The 16,254-nt window shown below is 38.7% G+C and carries 17 protein-coding genes and 1 pseudogene; 16 read left to right on the forward strand and 2 right to left on the reverse strand.

Annotated elements, in window-relative coordinates; translation table 11 throughout:
• The first annotated feature begins 115 nt into the window (after window positions 1-115).
• The 5 genes from ORH16_RS08260 to ORH16_RS08280 are packed head-to-tail and all read left to right on the forward strand — an operon-like array spanning window position 116 to window position 4,171.
• The gene (locus ORH16_RS08260; protein ID WP_265457910.1) at window positions 116-1,030 is read left to right on the forward strand and encodes a phosphate/phosphite/phosphonate ABC transporter substrate-binding protein; all 915 of its coding nucleotides are present in this window, start codon (window positions 116-118) and stop codon (window positions 1,028-1,030) included.
• Window positions 1,030-1,848: a phosphonate ABC transporter ATP-binding protein gene (phnC, locus tag ORH16_RS08265; protein WP_265457912.1), complete on the forward strand. Its 819-nt coding sequence runs from the start codon at window positions 1,030-1,032 to the stop codon at window positions 1,846-1,848. The genes ORH16_RS08260 and phnC overlap by 1 nt, the downstream gene beginning before the upstream one ends.
• Entirely contained in the window at window positions 1,835-2,629 is a 795-nt protein-coding gene (phnE, locus tag ORH16_RS08270) for a phosphonate ABC transporter, permease protein PhnE (protein ID WP_265457914.1), read from the forward strand. The genes phnC and phnE overlap by 14 nt, the downstream gene beginning before the upstream one ends.
• A 9-nt stretch (window positions 2,630-2,638) precedes the next feature.
• On the forward strand, window positions 2,639-3,424 hold the full coding sequence (locus ORH16_RS08275; protein WP_265457915.1) for a PhnE/PtxC family ABC transporter permease: 786 nt from the start codon (window positions 2,639-2,641) through the stop codon (window positions 3,422-3,424).
• 9 nt (window positions 3,425-3,433) lie between these two features.
• Window positions 3,434-4,171: a tyrosine-protein phosphatase gene (locus tag ORH16_RS08280; RefSeq protein WP_265457917.1), complete on the forward strand. Its 738-nt coding sequence runs from the start codon at window positions 3,434-3,436 to the stop codon at window positions 4,169-4,171.
• A gap of 6 nt (window positions 4,172-4,177) precedes the next feature.
• On the opposite strand, the gene ORH16_RS08285 is transcribed toward ORH16_RS08280, so the two are convergent.
• Complete coding sequence (locus ORH16_RS08285) at window positions 4,178-4,864, reverse strand: prepilin peptidase (RefSeq protein WP_265457919.1); 687 nt, start codon at window positions 4,862-4,864, stop codon at window positions 4,178-4,180.
• 221 nt (window positions 4,865-5,085) lie between these two features.
• On the opposite strand from ORH16_RS08285, the gene ORH16_RS08290 reads away from it, so the two are divergent.
• The 5 genes and pseudogenes from ORH16_RS08290 (at window position 5,086) to ORH16_RS08310 (ending at window position 9,425) form a co-directional block, all read left to right on the forward strand.
• On the forward strand, window positions 5,086-5,571 hold the full coding sequence (locus tag ORH16_RS08290) for a Dps family protein (protein WP_265457921.1): 486 nt from the start codon (window positions 5,086-5,088) through the stop codon (window positions 5,569-5,571).
• Between the two features lie 169 nt (window positions 5,572-5,740).
• The gene (locus ORH16_RS08295; protein WP_265457923.1) at window positions 5,741-6,697 is read left to right on the forward strand and encodes an NAD(P)/FAD-dependent oxidoreductase; all 957 of its coding nucleotides are present in this window, start codon (window positions 5,741-5,743) and stop codon (window positions 6,695-6,697) included.
• A 354-nt stretch (window positions 6,698-7,051) separates the two neighbouring features.
• Window positions 7,052-7,495: a 50S ribosomal protein L13 gene (rplM, locus tag ORH16_RS08300; protein WP_265457925.1), complete on the forward strand. Its 444-nt coding sequence runs from the start codon at window positions 7,052-7,054 to the stop codon at window positions 7,493-7,495.
• A gap of 15 nt (window positions 7,496-7,510) precedes the next feature.
• Window positions 7,511-7,903, forward strand: coding sequence for a 30S ribosomal protein S9 (rpsI, locus tag ORH16_RS08305; RefSeq protein WP_265457927.1), 393 nt, complete (start codon window positions 7,511-7,513; stop codon window positions 7,901-7,903).
• A 362-nt stretch (window positions 7,904-8,265) separates the two neighbouring features.
• Window positions 8,266-9,425, forward strand: a pseudogene (locus tag ORH16_RS08310) (IS256 family transposase).
• Between the two features lie 26 nt (window positions 9,426-9,451).
• Here the strand turns inward: ORH16_RS08310 and ORH16_RS08315 are convergent.
• Entirely contained in the window at window positions 9,452-11,356 is a 1,905-nt protein-coding gene (locus tag ORH16_RS08315; protein ID WP_265457928.1) for a PfkB family carbohydrate kinase, read from the reverse strand.
• A gap of 201 nt (window positions 11,357-11,557) precedes the next feature.
• Between ORH16_RS08315 and ORH16_RS08320 the strand changes: the two genes are divergently transcribed.
• Genes ORH16_RS08320 through ORH16_RS08345 form a run of 6 tightly spaced genes read left to right on the forward strand, consistent with a single transcriptional unit; the run spans window position 11,558 to window position 16,250 of the window.
• A complete protein-coding gene (locus ORH16_RS08320; RefSeq protein WP_265457930.1) occupies window positions 11,558-12,166 on the forward strand; it encodes an ECF transporter S component in 609 nt (202 codons plus the stop codon).
• A 15-nt stretch (window positions 12,167-12,181) separates the two neighbouring features.
• Window positions 12,182-12,934, forward strand: a complete 753-nt coding sequence (locus ORH16_RS08325; protein WP_265457932.1) for an energy-coupling factor transporter transmembrane component T — start codon at window positions 12,182-12,184, stop codon at window positions 12,932-12,934.
• 12 nt (window positions 12,935-12,946) lie between these two features.
• Window positions 12,947-13,798, forward strand: coding sequence for an energy-coupling factor ABC transporter ATP-binding protein (locus ORH16_RS08330; RefSeq protein ID WP_265457934.1), 852 nt, complete (start codon window positions 12,947-12,949; stop codon window positions 13,796-13,798).
• Window positions 13,792-14,604, forward strand: coding sequence for an energy-coupling factor ABC transporter ATP-binding protein (locus ORH16_RS08335; protein ID WP_265457936.1), 813 nt, complete (start codon window positions 13,792-13,794; stop codon window positions 14,602-14,604). The genes ORH16_RS08330 and ORH16_RS08335 overlap by 7 nt, the downstream gene beginning before the upstream one ends.
• Window positions 14,597-15,298: a phosphoribosylanthranilate isomerase gene (locus ORH16_RS08340; RefSeq protein WP_265457938.1), complete on the forward strand. Its 702-nt coding sequence runs from the start codon at window positions 14,597-14,599 to the stop codon at window positions 15,296-15,298. Before ORH16_RS08335 ends, ORH16_RS08340 begins: the two co-directional genes overlap by 8 nt.
• A complete protein-coding gene (locus ORH16_RS08345; protein WP_265457940.1) occupies window positions 15,291-16,250 on the forward strand; it encodes a carbohydrate kinase family protein in 960 nt (319 codons plus the stop codon). Before ORH16_RS08340 ends, ORH16_RS08345 begins: the two co-directional genes overlap by 8 nt.
• Window positions 16,251-16,254 lie beyond the last annotated feature (4 nt).

Genomic DNA, 16,254 nt, shown 5'->3' on the forward strand with positions numbered 1-16,254 from the left:
TTTACATATAATTTACAAAAACGTTACTGAATATTGATGAATCTTCCCTGTCCTACAAAGTATACTACAAGTGTTCAGTGGTATACTACTGAAATTTGAAAATGGGAGATTGAAAATGAAAAAAATGAAATTAGCACTTTTAACTTTATTATGTGGGGCATCTTTAGCAGTGATGACAGGCTGCGGTAATAATCAAGCAGCGAGTGCAGCTGGCGAAATTGATAAATTAACGATTGTCCAAATGCCGGATGAAAATAATCCGGATGCAGGCACGAAAAATGAAGACTTCCGCAGTGCAATGGCGGAGGAATTAGGTTTAGAGGTGGAAGAATTAGTTGGCGCAGAATATTCTGTGGGCATTGAAGCGATGAAATCCGGGAAGCTGGATGTGTTGTTAGTTTCGCCGATGAGTTATTATCAGGCGAAAAAAGTTGCTGGCGTTGAGCCGCTAGTTACGACAACTTCCATGGGGGAAGAAGAATATCGGACGGTCTTTATTGTTGGTAAGGACGACACGGAAACACAAACGCTAGCTGATTTAGAAGGAAAAACTTTTGCCTTTGTTGACCCGGCCTCTTCTTCTGGCTATATGTTTCCCAAAGCTAAGTTAGTCAATGAACTGGATTTAGATACTGACCAATTGGAAAATCCTGACTACTTCTTTAAGACTGTTGCTTATTCCGGCAAACATGACTCAAGTATCATGGGCGTCATTAAAGGCGATTACGATGCAGCGGCGGTTGCTGGTCAAACAATTCCGCAATTGATTGAAGCGGGAATTATTGAAGAAGACGACGTGCGGGTAATTGGCGAAACCGATGTGATTCCGAATGCTTGCTTTGTCATTCGTGCAGACTTACCGCAGGAGATGAAGGATAAAATTAAAGAATTTTATTTAAATTATGCCAACGAAGACTATTTTGAAACAATGTATGGCAGTAAAGACGTGCGCTTTATCGAAGCCAAGGATGAAGATTATGCAATCGTAGAGGAAATGGTGGCGACATTAAACATTGAGGAGGCCGAATAATGGCAGCAGAATTATTAGTCTTAAAAAATTTAGGGAAAACCTACGACAAAGAAAATTATGCGTTGAAAAACGTTGATTTAACGATTCACAAAGGCGAATTTATCGTGGTTATCGGGCCTTCCGGTGCCGGTAAATCGACCTTCATCCGTTCAATTAATCGGATGATTGATCCCTCTGAAGGGGAAATTATTTTTGACGGTACCCATATGGAAAAAGTGAAGGGACGGGAATTAAAACGTCAGCGCTCTGACATCGGCATGATTTTCCAACATTACAATTTGATTGGCCGCACCAATGTGATTAAAAATGTGTTGCATGGTCGTTTAGGCAAGGTTTCATTCTTCAATAGTCTTTTGAGCCGCTATCCAGAAGCGGACAAACGGGAAGCCGTTGAATTATTAACCAAAGTCGGCTTAAAAGACCAATTATACAAACGAGCAAACGACTTATCTGGCGGGCAAATGCAGCGGGTCGGCATTTGCCGAGCGATTATGCAGCATCCTAAATTAATTTTGGCGGATGAACCAATTGCTTCGCTGGATCCCAATTCGGCTGGGATTGTGATGGATCATTTAAAGGGTGTTACCGAGGAACGAGGTATCACCTGTATCGTCAACTTGCACCAAGTCGATTTTGCAAAAAAATATGCGACTCGAATTATCGGCATTCAAGCTGGCCAAGTTGTTTTTGATGGACGGCCAAGCGAGCTTTCAGATGAAATGACTGCCATGATTTACAAAGGGAAAGAAGCGCAGATGAAATTGCCGCAAGAGGATGCGCTACTGACGGAGGGAAATTTGACTTATGGAGAAATCTAGCCAACAGGTACTGCTGACTGAACAAAAAAAATTGGCTTTATTGCTAAAGCTGATGACTGTCATCGGCGTGGTCATCTTTGCTTTTGCCTATCTGCAAGTAAATCCTTTAGAAGCATTGCTGGCCTTCCCTAGTTTCTTTCAGTTTTTTATTACTAATTTTCTGCCGGCTAATTTCACTCAATTACCAACCTACCTACCCTTAATTTTAGAAACGCTATTATTTGCGGTTGTAGGAACTTATTTTTCAGCGATTTTGGCCTTTGTCTTTGGCCTCTTAATGTCAGAACAAACAAATCCGTTTCGCTGGTTGAGAGTCGGCGTGCGGGTCTTCATTTCATTTTTAAGAAATATTCCGATTTTAGTTTGGGCTTCATTGCTAGTTTATATTTTCGGCATCGGGAATATGGTGGGACTGCTGGCTCTGATTATTGCTACTTTAGGATTTTTGGCCCGCTCCTATGCAGATTCTATCGATGAAATTGCCGGCAGCAAGCTCGAGGCTTTGCGGGCAAGCGGCGCTTCTTATCTGCAAATTTTATTTCATGGACTGATTCCGGAATTTATTCCATCTTGGATTAACTGGACACTGTTTTCCTTTGAAATAAATATTCGCGCCTCCTCCATTTTAGGAATGGTCGGCGCAGGCGGCATCGGGATTATGATTCAAACCAATATTCGTCTATTTAAATACCATGAGGCCTTGTCTTTGATTATTATTTTAGTGGCGATGGTGCTGCTGACTGAATTTGTCGTCAATCGCCTCAGACGTTTAGTGAAATAAGGAGAAAAAATGAATACTAAAATAGCCGTTTCAAGCAAAAAAGATAAGCTGCTAACCGCTTTGATCCTAATAGGCTTGACCAGTCTCTTTGTGGTCAGCTTATCTTTATTAAAACTAGATATTCCCGAATTTCTCAGCCGGTTTAAATCGGCTGGTGACATTTTACCGAACTTTTTAGCTTTGGATTTTTCAGAAATCAGCACGATTATCTATGAACTATTTGTTTCCATCTGCATGGCGATTGCCGCTTTGGCATTAGGCTTTGTGATTTCGATTCCCTTGAGCTTTCTCGGAGCTCGCAATACGACACCATGGCCAATTTTATCTGGTTTTATCAAAGGATTGGTGGGAATCGTGCGGGCAGTGCCTGCTTTGATTTGGATTTTAATTGTGGTGGCCAGCTTAGGTTTTGGTAATACGGCTGGTGTTGTGGGGTTAATTTTCCCAACGACGGGCTACTTGATTAAATCTTTTATCAGTTCAATCGAAGAACAAGATCCAGCCATCATCGAAACGATGAAGGCAACCGGGGCCGGCTGGCTGCAATTAATTGTTGAAGGCTTATTGCCGGGCTTAGTCAATCCGCTTTTGTCTTGGACCTCGATTCGTCTGGAGTCCAATATCGCAGAATCAATTTCTTTGGGGATGGTTGGCGCTGGCGGCATCGGCATGGTGATGACTCGGGCGATTGGTCAGTATGACTATGCTAAAATTTCCACAATTATTTTAGTCATTTTTATCACGATGATTACCTTTGAATTAATTATCGGCCAAATAAAACGAGCAATTAGATAGGAGCAAACCATGACAAATTTTACCCGCCTGCCGTTAAAAGGCAGTTATAATACCCGTGAATTAGGCGGTTGTCCCACAGAAAATGGAGCGATTAATTTCCACAAATTTATTCGCAGCGACAGCATCACAGCTTTAACCAATCAGGATTTGGATTTTTTGAAGGAATACGGACTGCAGACGATTATTGATTTACGCAGTGAAGCCGAAGTTGCGCAGGCGCCAAATCCGCAAATGGAGGGCGTTGAGAATCTGCACATTCCTTTAATCACCGGAGACATCGCTGATGCAACAAAGGATTTAGGTGGTTTTATGAAGCTGACCATGGGGGATTTTTATATCAATGTCTTAAAGGATTATCCGCAAAATCTGGTGAAAGTATTTGAAGCGATGGCCGATAGTCAAGGTGCTGTCCTCTTTCATTGCAGTGCAGGCAAAGATCGAACCGGAATTATTGCAGCTTTTCTTTTAGATTTAGCTGGCGTTTCCGAGGCCGATATAATCGCCAATTATCAATTGACTCATACTTATTTAAAAACTAATCCGACTTATACAAAGTCCGCCAGCGGCTACCCTCAAGAAATGTTTTATTCACTGCCAAGCTACATGGAGGAGCTGTTGAGCTATTTGTATCAACATTATGATTCAGCCGAAAATTATTTGAAAACATTCGGCCTATCAGAGTTAGCCATTGAAAATTTACGGGAGCAATTGACCGGACCTATTCTCGTTTCCGTGAAGGAAGATTAAAGTTTATCAAGAATGCCACAATAAGAACGCCAAAGCTGCCCACAGAAATGGAACAAAGGGCAGCTTTTTTATAGGTTGCCGAGAGAAACTGCTAAGCAAAATCACTAAAACACCCAGCAAACTTGCCAAACAAACCAGTAAAGCCAACTCTTGATAAGGAAGAAATAGCGACCAGCACAGGAGTAGTTGCAAATCACCATCACCGATTTTTTGAGGGAAGAATAACCGGATACACAAAAAAATTAGAAAAAGCAGAGCAGTCTGCTGCCAATATAAGGGCAACGGCCCAATAATTGCCAATAAAAGCATCACTACACTTGCAGGATAAAGAATTTTTGGTTCGACATGATAATAAAATAAGTCTGTCAAACTCAACAGCCAGCCACTCAATAGCCAAAGACCGCAAAATAAACTGTAAAAAGTCAGTGGCAGTTGTGAGAGTCCAACAAACAATAACGCTCCGCTCATCTCAGCAAGCAAATAAATTTTTGGAATTGGCTGGTGACAAGCGGTGCAGCGAAATTTTTGCAGGAGGATGGAAAAGATGGGAATCAGCTCATAACTGCGTAATTTATGTTGACAGCGGGTGCAGTGGGAAGCCGGTTTGACAATTGAAATTCCCTGATAGCTGCGTTCGATAACGACGCAGCAAAATGAAGCTAGGCAAGCACCGAATAAAAAAGCCAACAGCATGAACAGCACCTCATTTCAAAAGTATATTTTCTACTAATTTATATTTTCTATAAAGAAATACGCAGGCCTAGCAAGATTGCATTTTGCCGAGATTCCCGAAAGAGAAAACCGCTTTAAATGAAAAAAATTCTCAATTAGCTTGTTATGGTTTACTTTTTCTGCCCTTTCTACTATCATTTAAGAGTAGGAAAAATTAGAATTATTTTAAGGAGGAACTTAACATGAAATTTGAACAAACAAAAGAAGTATTAAATCAATTGGTCGCTGATTTGAGCCAGTTCTCTGTTGTGATTCACCAAACTCACTGGTATATGAGAGGACCTGAATTCTTAACTTTACACCCATTGATGGATGACTACATGGATGAAATCAATGATCAACTGGATGTAATTTCTGAAAGATTGATTACTTTAGATGGTTCACCTTACTCCACTTTAAGAGAATTCGCTGACAACACTGGTATCGAAGACGAAGTTGGCAACTGGGATCGCACAATTCCAGAACGCATGGAAAAATTAGTTGAAGGCTATCGCTACTTAGCCGACCTTTACCAAAAAGGTATTGACGTATCTGGTGAAGAAGGCGACGACTCCACACAAGATATTTTCATTGCTAACAAAACTGACATCGAAAAGAAAATCTGGATGGTCCAAGCTAAACTTGGCAAAGCACCAGGCGTTGACGCTGACACTCGTGTTGGGAAATAATTAAATGATTGAGAAGCTGTCGAAAAATCGGCAGCTTTTTTTATTGCCTTAAAGATAAGGAACGCTTCCTTTTTACAGACTATTTTTCTAGAAATTTTTGATTTAGCTAAATAAAACGAATATGCTATAATTCCATTGAGAATCATTTTCAATTAAATGGAGGGTTCAGATGGAGGATGTAATTATTATCGGCGGCGGACCTGCCGGTTTATATAGTGCTTTTTATTGTGGGATGCGAGGCTTGTCGGTGAAATTAGTTGAAGGAAGCTCGCAGCTTGGGGGCAAATTGAATTTTTATCCTGAGCGGATTATTTGGGACCTTGGCGGTGTTGAGCCAAGGCCGGCCAAAGAGGTTGTGGCGGCTTTACGAGAGCAGGCCGCCACGTTTCCGACAAAAGTCTTATTGAATCAAGCAGTTGTGGCGCTAAAACAGCAGGCTGAACACTGGCAGGTGATTACCAAGGAAGGACAAGTGCACGAGGCCAAAGCTGTGATTGTGGCGACTGGTACAGGCATGGTTGCAAAACAACCGGTGATTTGGGGTGATGCTCAAGCACCACAAATTGATTACAAATTAGCGACTGCTGAAAGGTATCGAGATCAGACGGTTCTTTTATATGGAAGCTTTGCGAAAGTCAAACGAGCACTAAAGAAATTAACTGTTGCCAAAAAAGTTATTGTCTTTGGCGCAGAAAAAAAATTCCCCGCTGAATTTACCAATCTACATGTTATTCCTGAGCCATTGCGAGTGACGGTGAAGGAAGTGGAAAATCAATTGGCCGTGACCTTAACATTTCCTGGAGAAAACGTTCAGCCTTTGTTAGTTGATTGTTTGGTTGCCTTTCAGCAGGTCAACCATGCTCATCCGCTTAAATCAGAACTGAGTAAGCGATTTGAAATTAGCGAGTTTGGGCAAGTGACAACCTTGGGGCAGGGTAAGACGGATCTGGCCGGCCTGTTTGCTGTTGGTGACGCCAGTCAGTATGAAGGCAAAATGAATATGATTGCCGGTGCCATTTATGAAGGATTACAGACTGCCAATCAAATTGCCGTTTATTTGAATAATGAAGCTGAGCCGGTCGGCAAGGTTTCTACTCATCACCCTGAGCTGCTAAAGAAATTGTGATGTGGGCTGCGAATTAGAATGGAGAAATCCATTCTTTTTTTGTTTTGAAAGCCATTAGCTAGTTTATTAACAGGAATTATCTGGAGTCATGAATCCAATTTCCCCTGAAATTTTCCGATAATGGTGTCCGCTTGCCGTTTTTTTATTTTTGCAAAAGGGTCTGCTGTATTTGCTTTTGCCTTTAGTTTGGAAGAATCTTGATTTATTTTAAATATTTTCTAATAAAAACTGGTGGATTTCATTGACTTTGCTGGTGTTTCAGGTTATGATGTTAAACGGTATTGTTTACCCCACAAGAGCCCCGGAAACTCACGTGTATGTAAACATCAGAACTTAAATTGGAGGAAGAAAATCGTGCGTACAACATATATGGCTAAGCCAGGCGAAGTAGAACGTAAATGGTACGTAGTAGACGCAACTGATGTTCCTTTGGGACGTCTTTCAACTGTTGTTGCTTCAGTGCTACGCGGTAAAAATAAACCAACATTCACACCAAACGTGGATACAGGCGATTTCGTAATCGTCATCAACGCTGACAAAATTAAATTAACAGGTAAAAAAGCAAGTGATAAAATTTACTACCGTCACAGTAACTACCCAGGTGGGTTGAAATCTGTAACTGCTGGTGAATTACGTGCTAAAAATTCTCGTCGTTTGATTGAAACTTCTGTAAAAGGCATGCTACCTAAAAACACTTTGGGCCGCAAACAATTTACTAAGTTAAACGTGTACGGTGGAGCGGAACATCCACATACTGCACAACAACCAGAAGTTTTAGACATCACAAACTTAATCTAAGAGGAGGGAATTTCATTGGCACAAGTACAATATATCGGCACAGGCCGTCGTAAAAATGCAGTTGCCCGCGTACGTTTAGTACCAGGAACTGGTCAAATTACTGTAAACAAAAAAGATGTTGAAGAATATATTCCACACGCTGACTTACGTCTAGTTATCAACCAACCTTTTGGTGTAACTGAAACTGTCGGTTCATACGACGTTTTCGTAAACGTAAACGGTGGAGGCTACGCAGGACAATCAGGAGCTATCCGTCACGGAATCGCTCGTGCATTGCTTGAAGTTGACCCTGACTTCCGTACACCTTTAAAACGCGCTGGCTTACTTACTCGTGACGCTCGTATGGTTGAACGTAAGAAACCAGGTCTTAAGAAAGCTCGTAAAGCTTCACAATTTTCAAAGCGTTAAAAACAGCTTCATATCAGTGCTTTCAGGCGTTTCGCAATTCACTTTGCGAAGCGTCTTTTTTTTTAGTTGACACCATTCCGGTCTGACTTTTTTTGAGATAATTTACGGTAGGCAATTTCACCAATAGGCATTTGAATGACGTTTGGTGTATTTAAAATGGTTAAGCGGGAAACCGATAAGTACGATTTCTTGCGGATAGTAATTTTGAAGATCAGTATTTAGTGAGAAAACTAATAAATATCTCGGCAGATCAACAAAAGACCGGCGAACTTATCAATATATTGTCCGAAGAACTAACGAATAAATCTTTTTCTGGAAGATTTGGTGGAGAAGGATTGATAGAAGCATTTGAAACGTTACGTCTGGCACTAATCCGAATTTATAGTAAAATCACTACAGATGAATTGGACGATTTATTTCGTCGCCATTTAGAGTTAGCTGTTAATTCATTATTACAAGCTGAATTAACAGCGTTTCTTGACTATGAGAAATATGATAGAGCAGGATTTAATTCAGGGAATTCCCGTAACGGAATTATACGCGTTCGTTTAAAACAGAATACGGAGAATTGAACCTGGTAATACCTAGAGATCTTGAGGGGGAATTTACACAACAAACAGTACCTGCCTATAAATGAACGAATGATTCTTTAGAGACGACAATTAATCAATTGTTTCAAAAGGGCATTACAATGTCAGAAATCTCTGATTTGATTGAAAAAATGTATGGTTATTACTATACTCCGCAAACTATTTCGAACATGAGCAAATTAGCATCTGAAGATGTTCTAGCTTTCAAAGAAAGAAAGCTTGAATCGAACTATTCAGTGATTTTTATGGATGCCACTCACATTCCAATAAAGAGACGGACAGTCTTAAAAGAAGCTGTGCATAATAGTGATTGATATTCGTCTAGATGGAACCAAAGAGGTACTTGGATTTACTATTGCTCCAACCGAATCAGCTTATATCTGGAAAGAACTACTTCAAGATATTAAAACTTGTGGGTTAGAAGAGGTTTAATTAGTCGTAACTGACGGACTAAGTGGTATTGCTGATAGCATCCATGCAATCTATCAAAATGCTCAGTTTCAGCAATGTTGCGTTCATGTTTTTAGAAATATCGCCTATAGCGTCCGTGTTGGTGATCGAAAGGAAATTTGTGATGATTTCAAACAAGTCTACCAAGCAACTTACAAAGAAGAAGCGGTTACGCAACTGGAATTTATGATAGATAAGTCGAAAAAACAGTACCTACAGTGATTAAATTACTCATGAACCCTGCTATATTAACGTTCTATAATTTTCCAACTTCAATCAGAAGGACGATTTATTCGACTAATTTAATTGAAGGATTTAATAAACAATTAAAAAAATATACAAAAAGAAAAGAACAATTTCCTAATGAAGAATCTCTAGAGAGATCCCTTGTTTCGCAAGTCAATCAATATAACCAAAGATTCTTATCTAGAGTACACAAAGGGTTTAAAGAAATTCAGCATACTTTGGAATCAATGTTTTAACTTGAGTGCCAGAGTGGATATTTCATTTACACATAATTCTTTACGCTACCAATTTTTGAAATATAGGTATCAAGAGTTTGCTTATCAATTAATGAGGGGATTACCCCATCACGAGAAATCGAAAAACCAGCAGCGGCAGTGGCAATTGAGATGCTTTTTTCTATATCATTTCCATACATCAGGTAGGCAGTCATCGCACTGATAAAGGCATCACCAGCACCAGTACTATCAATAGAAGGGAAGTCGGATGATTCAAAAAATAGACTTTTATTTTTTGTCTTCAAAAAGCTACCTTTCGCTCCACGAGTGACGATAATCATTTTTACCCCTTGAGCTAAAAACCAAGTGGCTTTTTCTTCTAATGTAGTTCCTTCCTCAGCAAATTCAGTCAGATAGTCTTCATTGGGCACTAAGATATCAATTTTTTTCAACATTTCCTTTGAAATAGATTGAGCTGTGGCAGGTTTCAAAATAGTTTTTGCACCATGTTTATGAGCTAAATCGCTAGCTTTTTCAATCGCTTCTAAAGGAATTTCGGTCTGCATCAAACAATATTCAGCATCTTCGAAAGCTTCCTCTTGAGTCTCGATATCTTTTGGTGAGAGCTCGTAATTTGCTCCGGGTAAAATTGAAATCATAGACTCACCATCAGGCTGGACAAATATATATGCTTTGCCAGTGTTGCCACTTTTGGAGTGAATGAGGTTGCTTGTATTGATACCATGTGCCTCTAACTCTTTATAGACTCGATCGCTATCTAAATCTTTTCCAATTTTTCCAATCAAGCTGACCCGGTGGCCAAGTTTCGCTACTCCAATGGCTTGGTTTAGTCCTTTACCCCCAGGCATATTAGTGATATTAGACAGAATTATACTTTTTCCCTCGACTGGAATTTCTGGTGTAGTCAAGTAAGTGTCAATGTTAATACTGCCAATAACTGTAACCTTAGGGGCATGTAAATCATAGGGTTTACTTATGGTAACAAAATTATTAATTTCAGGATGCCCAAACTGAATGGTTGGAGAGTCGATATCACTTTTGTTTTCAATCGCTTTTATGATTTTCTGACAGATAATTTTCCCAAAGTCTGCGTTTTTTACAATGACAGAAGATATTTTAATGTGTGAATTTGCCAAAGAAAAGTCACGATCATTCTGAATAGCAATAAGGGAAAAATTTTCGGGAATTTGGATATTAGAACCATTGACTAAGCTATATAATTCCATAGCTTGAACATAGGTTGAGACGACGATTCCTGTCAGTTCTTGCTTGCCAATTTTATGAAGTAGTTCATCATCTATACCGTGATAAATCTCATCTCGGGAAAACTGTAATCCATTTTCAAAAAAAGCCTTCTTATACCCTTCAATGAACTTAGCTGTTCTTCTACCAGCTTTTACGAGACAGGCAATTTTTTTGTGCCCTTTTTCAATCAAAGTTTTTGTCATAGTGAAAGCAGTGGACTCGTAGGGCAACAGTAAAGAATTATCATCACCATCCACTCCGATAGTTTGCAAGGGAACATCTATTTGATCAAATAAGTATTTTTTTGACAGACTGTTTTTTGAAACGGGTTCCCAGATTATGGCATCGACGTTCGCTTTGCAGATAGTGGTGATATTTTTAAGCTCCTGCTCTTCATTATTGTAATTATTTAAAACTAAAGTGCTATAACCATTTTTTTGTGCTTCGCTTAAAATACCATCTAAGGTCGAATCTTTAGTCGTTGTTGAATTCAGAAGAACTCCTATTGTCCAAGATCTCTTTTGTGGAGTAATTTTTGATGAGTAGGGAGAATAATTATATTCTTTGACAACTCTTAAAACGCGCTCTCTAGTTTCTTGGCGAATCGAATCGTCTTTTCCGTTAACAATTTTAGAAACTGTAGATACTGAAACGCCGGCTAACTTGGCTATATCTTTTATGTTCATATGAGACATCCTTTCTAATCGAAATTCTTGGCTTTACAGTTACTATAATAATCTATCCAAAGAAAACCGGTCAAATAAAAAATTATTCACGAAAAAAAATATTGACAACGGTTTCAAATAATGCTAAATTCTATTTAAGAAAACATTTTCGGAAAACACTTTCTTTAACAGTATAACATATTTATCATTGGAGGGGTTGCGATGAAGAAAGAAAAGGTACGGATTTTTGTAGCTAAGCAATTAACAACAAAATCATTAGTACTAATTCCAATTGCTGTTGGGATTAACTTGATTGGTGGCACTCTTTGCTCAACATTAAAATTGCCACTTTTTCTAGACATGATTGGCACTATTCTAATTGCTTGTCTTTCAGGACCTTGGATTGCTGCTTTATGTGGATTTATCACAAATTTATTTTTAACGATTGTTGCTAATCCAGTGTATTTACCTTATTCGATTGTTAGCATTTTATGTGGGCTTGTTACTGGCTATTTAGTTAAATTAGGACTTTTCAAAAAAATCTGGGGAGTTGTTTTAACATGGTTGGCTTGTTCATTAACAAATACTATCAGCGCGTCATTGATTACTATTTTCGTTTATGGAGGCGCCACTGGTATTAACACAAGTTCATTAGCGACAGCAGCTTTGATAGCGGCTACAAAAGAAATCGTGTTTGCTGTTTTTTCAACCTCTATGGTGGAAAACTTAATCGATAAAGGAATTGTTTTTATCATTGCTTATTCACTATTCAGAAAAATCCCTAAGAAGTTTGCTTCGCAATATGCGCCACTAGATTCTGCAAAAGTTTAAAAAGGAAGTGAAATAATGGAAGGTGTATCAAAAAGAATTGAGAATTTGAATCCATTGACTAAACTTTTGGCAATACTTGTTTTTGGCATGGCTACTGGCTTCTTCCCAAATCCCATACTCGGCTTTGTATTATTGTTTTTATTGATGATTCTGGCATTTATTTTACATTTGTTAGTGGGATTTTCTAAAATGATTTTTGGCTTCGGCGTGCCTTTAACTACTATGTTAGTTTTTATCCAAGGTTTTTATAGTCCCCAAAATAACCAAATTCTACTTGATTTTGGATTTGCTCAACTCGGCCTTGAAGGAACCATGTACGCGCTAAAACTTGTGAGTGTTCTTTTGGTTTTTATGGGAACGTTTTTCTTAATGAATCAAACAACTAAGACATCAAAATTAGTTGCTGCTCTTGAAAAAAGCGGCTTAAATCCTAAAATAGGCTACCTAGTTTTAGCAAGCTTTAATGTCGTACCACAAATGAATCGCAGATTAAAAGAAATCAGAGAGGCTCAGGAATCACGTGGAGTTGTTCTAAAAGGAAACATCTTCCATCGAGTGAAGACGTTTGTTCCTTTGATTGGACCAATAGTTTTGAGTTCTTTCACAGATGCCCAGGAAAGAGGAATGACATTGGAAACTCGTGGTTTTGCGATTGAAGGAGTTAAACGTACTTCCTTAGTTATTACGACAACAGATAAGCTAGATTACATTGTTCGATATAGTCTTCTGCTTTTTTTACTGCTAGTTATCATAAATAATTTTAGATAGATGGGGGACGAAATGGAAAACATAATTGAGATTTCTAATTTATCTTACCGTTACAACCAAAGTAGTCACCGAAGCCTAGACTCAGTCAGTTTCAATGTAAAAAGAGGTGAATTTTTAGCTATTATTGGCCCCAACGCCTCAGGTAAGTCTACCTTATGTAATGCTTTGGTTGGTCTAATACCATACTTTTTCGTTGGAGCAAAGGAAGGGAAAGTATTGGTTAATGGAAAAAATGTTGACGAAACTGATATTAGTGATTTATCAGCTGTTGCCGGGCTCGTTTTTCAAAATCCGTTTAATCAGCTTTCTTATACCACTGAAACAGTTGCCGAAGAGCTTGCTTATGGCTTAGGAAATCGTGGTGTTGCTAGAGAAGAGATGTTAAAGAAGATCGATGAGGTTGCGAAAAGAATTTCTTTGACAGATTTGCTGAATCAAAATCCTTTAGAACTGTCTGGGGGACAAGTACAGCGTGTGGCTTTTGGTTCAACTTTCATTTTAGAACCACAAATATTAGTGTTAGACGAATTTACGACTCAGCTAGATCCTCGAGGTAGTGATGAGTTGATGCAATTGATTAAAAGCTTAAATCAAGAGGGTGTGACAATCATTATTGTTGACCATGATATGGAACGTGTAGCTAAATATGCCAATCGAGTACTCGTTTTAAACGAAGGAAGAGTAATGCAAATTGGAACACCTCGCGAGGTTTTTACCAAAGAGAACGCTAAAAAATATCAAATAGATTTACCAGAGTTTGTTAAGCTGAGCTATCTTTTGAAGGAAAAAAATTATTGGCAAGGGGAAATAGCCTTCACAGAAAAAGAAGCTTTAAATATGTTGAAGGAGATTAAATTATGTTAATCGAAATCTCAAATTTAGTTCATCAATATGCTTCCGGACAGAGGGCTTTAAACGGTGTCAGTTTTTCGATAGAAGCAACAAATCCAGTAGCAATTATTGGACAAAATGGTGCAGGAAAAACAACTTTGGTAAAGCATCTCAACGGTTTGTTAAAACCGACATCTGGAAAAATCTATATTGATGGCAAGGAAATTTCTACACAAGAAACGTCTGCTTGGTCAAAGACTGTTGGTTATGTCTTTCAAAATCCTGATAACCAGCTATTTCTAGATTCTGTAAAAAAGGAATTTGAATTTGGACCTAAGCAGATTGGCATGGAGAAAGAGGAAATCGCAACAAGGCTAGAAATGGTTAGCCAGCTTGTTGGACTATCAAAAAAACTCGATGTGCATCCTTTTGATCTTTCTGCCGCAGAAAAAAAATTCTGCACGATTGGTTCAGTCTTAATGATGAATCCTAAAATTATCATACTAGATGAACCCACTTGCGGCCAAGATTTATTAGGTGCTCAGCGCTTAAACCAAATCGTTAAGCAATTGGCGGAGTTAAACATTTTGTGTATCACTATCTCCCATGATATGAGATTCGTTGCAGAAAACTTCGAACGAATTCTTGTTATGCGAAAAGGAGAAGTAGTTTTAGATGGCGATAGACAAACTATTTTTAAAGAGCGGGAACAATTGGCCAGCAGTTTTGTTACGCCACCACCGATAGCTCAATTGGGACTCAAACTAGGATTAACTCAACTGGCTTTTAACGCCGTTGATTTTATTAATAAATTAGAGGAGGAAACACAAAATGTCTGATGTAATTATACAGATTTACGGAATTAGGACGGTCGAAGACGCAAGGATGGTAGTGGAGCTTGGAGGAAATCACCTCGGCATTTGCTACGGTAAAAATAAGCGAGTTCCTAATCAATTAAGTTGTGAGGAAGCTAAAGAGATATTTGATAATATTCCAGAAAACGGGGTTGCGATTGGCCTAACTGTCGCTGAAGACATTGATGAGATAACAGAGGATTTAAAAATTGCTCTACCAGAAATTCTTCATTTGTCAGGTGATATTGAAGGGATTTCACCCGATGAGATTACTGCCTTGAAAACTAGGTTTCCCAATTTGAAAATTATGCAAGCCATACCGGTATTATCAGGGATACCGCTAGAAGAACAAAAAGTGATGGAGTACGTGAAAGAGTATGAAGCAGTTTCTGATTTCTTTTTAATTGATACAAAGACTCCTGATGCAGGAGATATTGGTGCAACTGGAGCTGAACATGATAGAAATATTGATAAAAAAATTGTAGAGAGTACGAAGGTTCCATGCATTATTGCCGGGGGATTAGGGGCAGATAACATTGCCGAAGCAATTCATTTAACCAAGCCGTATGGCGTCGATTCCTTCACCCTAACTAATTATTCTGATGAAAGAGCTGATACTAAGAGATGCAAAGATCCAGAAAAGGTACTAGCTTTTGTAGAGGCTGTGAAAAATGCCTAAGGTGTTAGTTGTAGGTGATGCTAACGTTGATATTATTGTACCTTACCCGAAAATCATAGATTCCGAAAAAGGGCTGGCTTCCTTTGAAAACCCCATTCTTCAAGGAGGTGGAACAGCAGCCAATACAGCAATTGCTTTGTCTAGAATTGGGGTTGAAACTGCTTTTTTAGGCACAGTAGGAAATGACAGCTATGGGAAATTTGTAGCAAAGGATTTTGAGAATGAAGGAATTGATGTCGCTCATTTAATTATTGATCCTAGTTTAAATACTGTAGGGGTTTTTGCATTTATTGATGACTCAGGAGAACGATATTTGTGGGGATGGCCTAGAGAACAACAAGCGTTTAAAGAAATTGCTGGGGAGTACGTGAATGAAAATACTTTAAAAGATATTAATTGGGTGCATTCTTCTGGAATGGCAGTTGTCCATGATTCTTCAGCAAGGAGTTCTATCCTAAAATTATTTACACTTGCTCAGCAAGCTGGAATACCCACATCTTTTGATTTAAATTTACGTGTAAATGATGGCCAGTTAGACCCTGAATATAAGGAAGCAGTATTAAAAATATTGGAGCAAACGAATTATGTTTTGGGGTCTGCAAAGGACGAATATGCCTATATCGGTACAACTGACAATTGGTTAGATAATGTCAAAGAACTAGTGTCAAAAGAACGCGTTTGTATTGTTCGTAATGGTAGTCATGGCTCTTTAATTGTTACTGAGGAGGAGCAAGCTGAGGTTTCAGCTTTTCGCATCACTGTAAAAGATACAGTTGGAGCTGGAGACACTTATAATGCTGGCTTTATTAAAGGAATGCTTCATGGCGAAGATTTACGTAAATGTTTATTTCTGGGTAATGCCGTAGCAGGCTATACAGTATCTAAAATAGGAGCTAGAAATTGTCCTCGAAAAATAGAATTAGCTACTTTTATTGAGGAGCATGGAGGATAAAAGC

The organism is Enterococcus sp. HY326, from assembly GCF_026157065.1.
Taxonomy (GTDB): domain Bacteria; phylum Bacillota; class Bacilli; order Lactobacillales; family Enterococcaceae; genus HY326.

What these genes read in the sequence shown, in the direction of transcription:
- ORH16_RS08290 (WP_265457921.1), top strand. Translation starts at nt 5,086, where the DNA reads ATGAAATTTGAACAAACAAAAGAAGTATTAAATCAATTGGTCGCTGAT.
- ORH16_RS08340 (WP_265457938.1), top strand. Translation starts at nt 14,597, where the DNA reads ATGTCTGATGTAATTATACAGATTTACGGAATTAGGACGGTCGAAGAC.
- phnC (WP_265457912.1), top strand. Translation starts at nt 1,030, where the DNA reads ATGGCAGCAGAATTATTAGTCTTAAAAAATTTAGGGAAAACCTACGAC.
- phnE (WP_265457914.1), top strand. Translation starts at nt 1,835, where the DNA reads ATGGAGAAATCTAGCCAACAGGTACTGCTGACTGAACAAAAAAAATTG.
- ORH16_RS08320 (WP_265457930.1), top strand. Translation starts at nt 11,558, where the DNA reads ATGAAGAAAGAAAAGGTACGGATTTTTGTAGCTAAGCAATTAACAACA.
- ORH16_RS08330 (WP_265457934.1), top strand. Translation starts at nt 12,947, where the DNA reads ATGGAAAACATAATTGAGATTTCTAATTTATCTTACCGTTACAACCAA.
- ORH16_RS08295 (WP_265457923.1), top strand. Translation starts at nt 5,741, where the DNA reads ATGGAGGATGTAATTATTATCGGCGGCGGACCTGCCGGTTTATATAGT.
- ORH16_RS08345 (WP_265457940.1), top strand. Translation starts at nt 15,291, where the DNA reads ATGCCTAAGGTGTTAGTTGTAGGTGATGCTAACGTTGATATTATTGTA.
- ORH16_RS08280 (WP_265457917.1), top strand. Translation starts at nt 3,434, where the DNA reads ATGACAAATTTTACCCGCCTGCCGTTAAAAGGCAGTTATAATACCCGT.
- ORH16_RS08325 (WP_265457932.1), top strand. Translation starts at nt 12,182, where the DNA reads ATGGAAGGTGTATCAAAAAGAATTGAGAATTTGAATCCATTGACTAAA.
- ORH16_RS08315 (WP_265457928.1), bottom strand. Translation starts at nt 11,356, where the DNA reads ATGAACATAAAAGATATAGCCAAGTTAGCCGGCGTTTCAGTATCTACA.
- ORH16_RS08335 (WP_265457936.1), top strand. Translation starts at nt 13,792, where the DNA reads ATGTTAATCGAAATCTCAAATTTAGTTCATCAATATGCTTCCGGACAG.
- ORH16_RS08260 (WP_265457910.1), top strand. Translation starts at nt 116, where the DNA reads ATGAAAAAAATGAAATTAGCACTTTTAACTTTATTATGTGGGGCATCT.
- ORH16_RS08285 (WP_265457919.1), bottom strand. Translation starts at nt 4,864, where the DNA reads ATGCTGTTGGCTTTTTTATTCGGTGCTTGCCTAGCTTCATTTTGCTGC.
- ORH16_RS08275 (WP_265457915.1), top strand. Translation starts at nt 2,639, where the DNA reads ATGAATACTAAAATAGCCGTTTCAAGCAAAAAAGATAAGCTGCTAACC.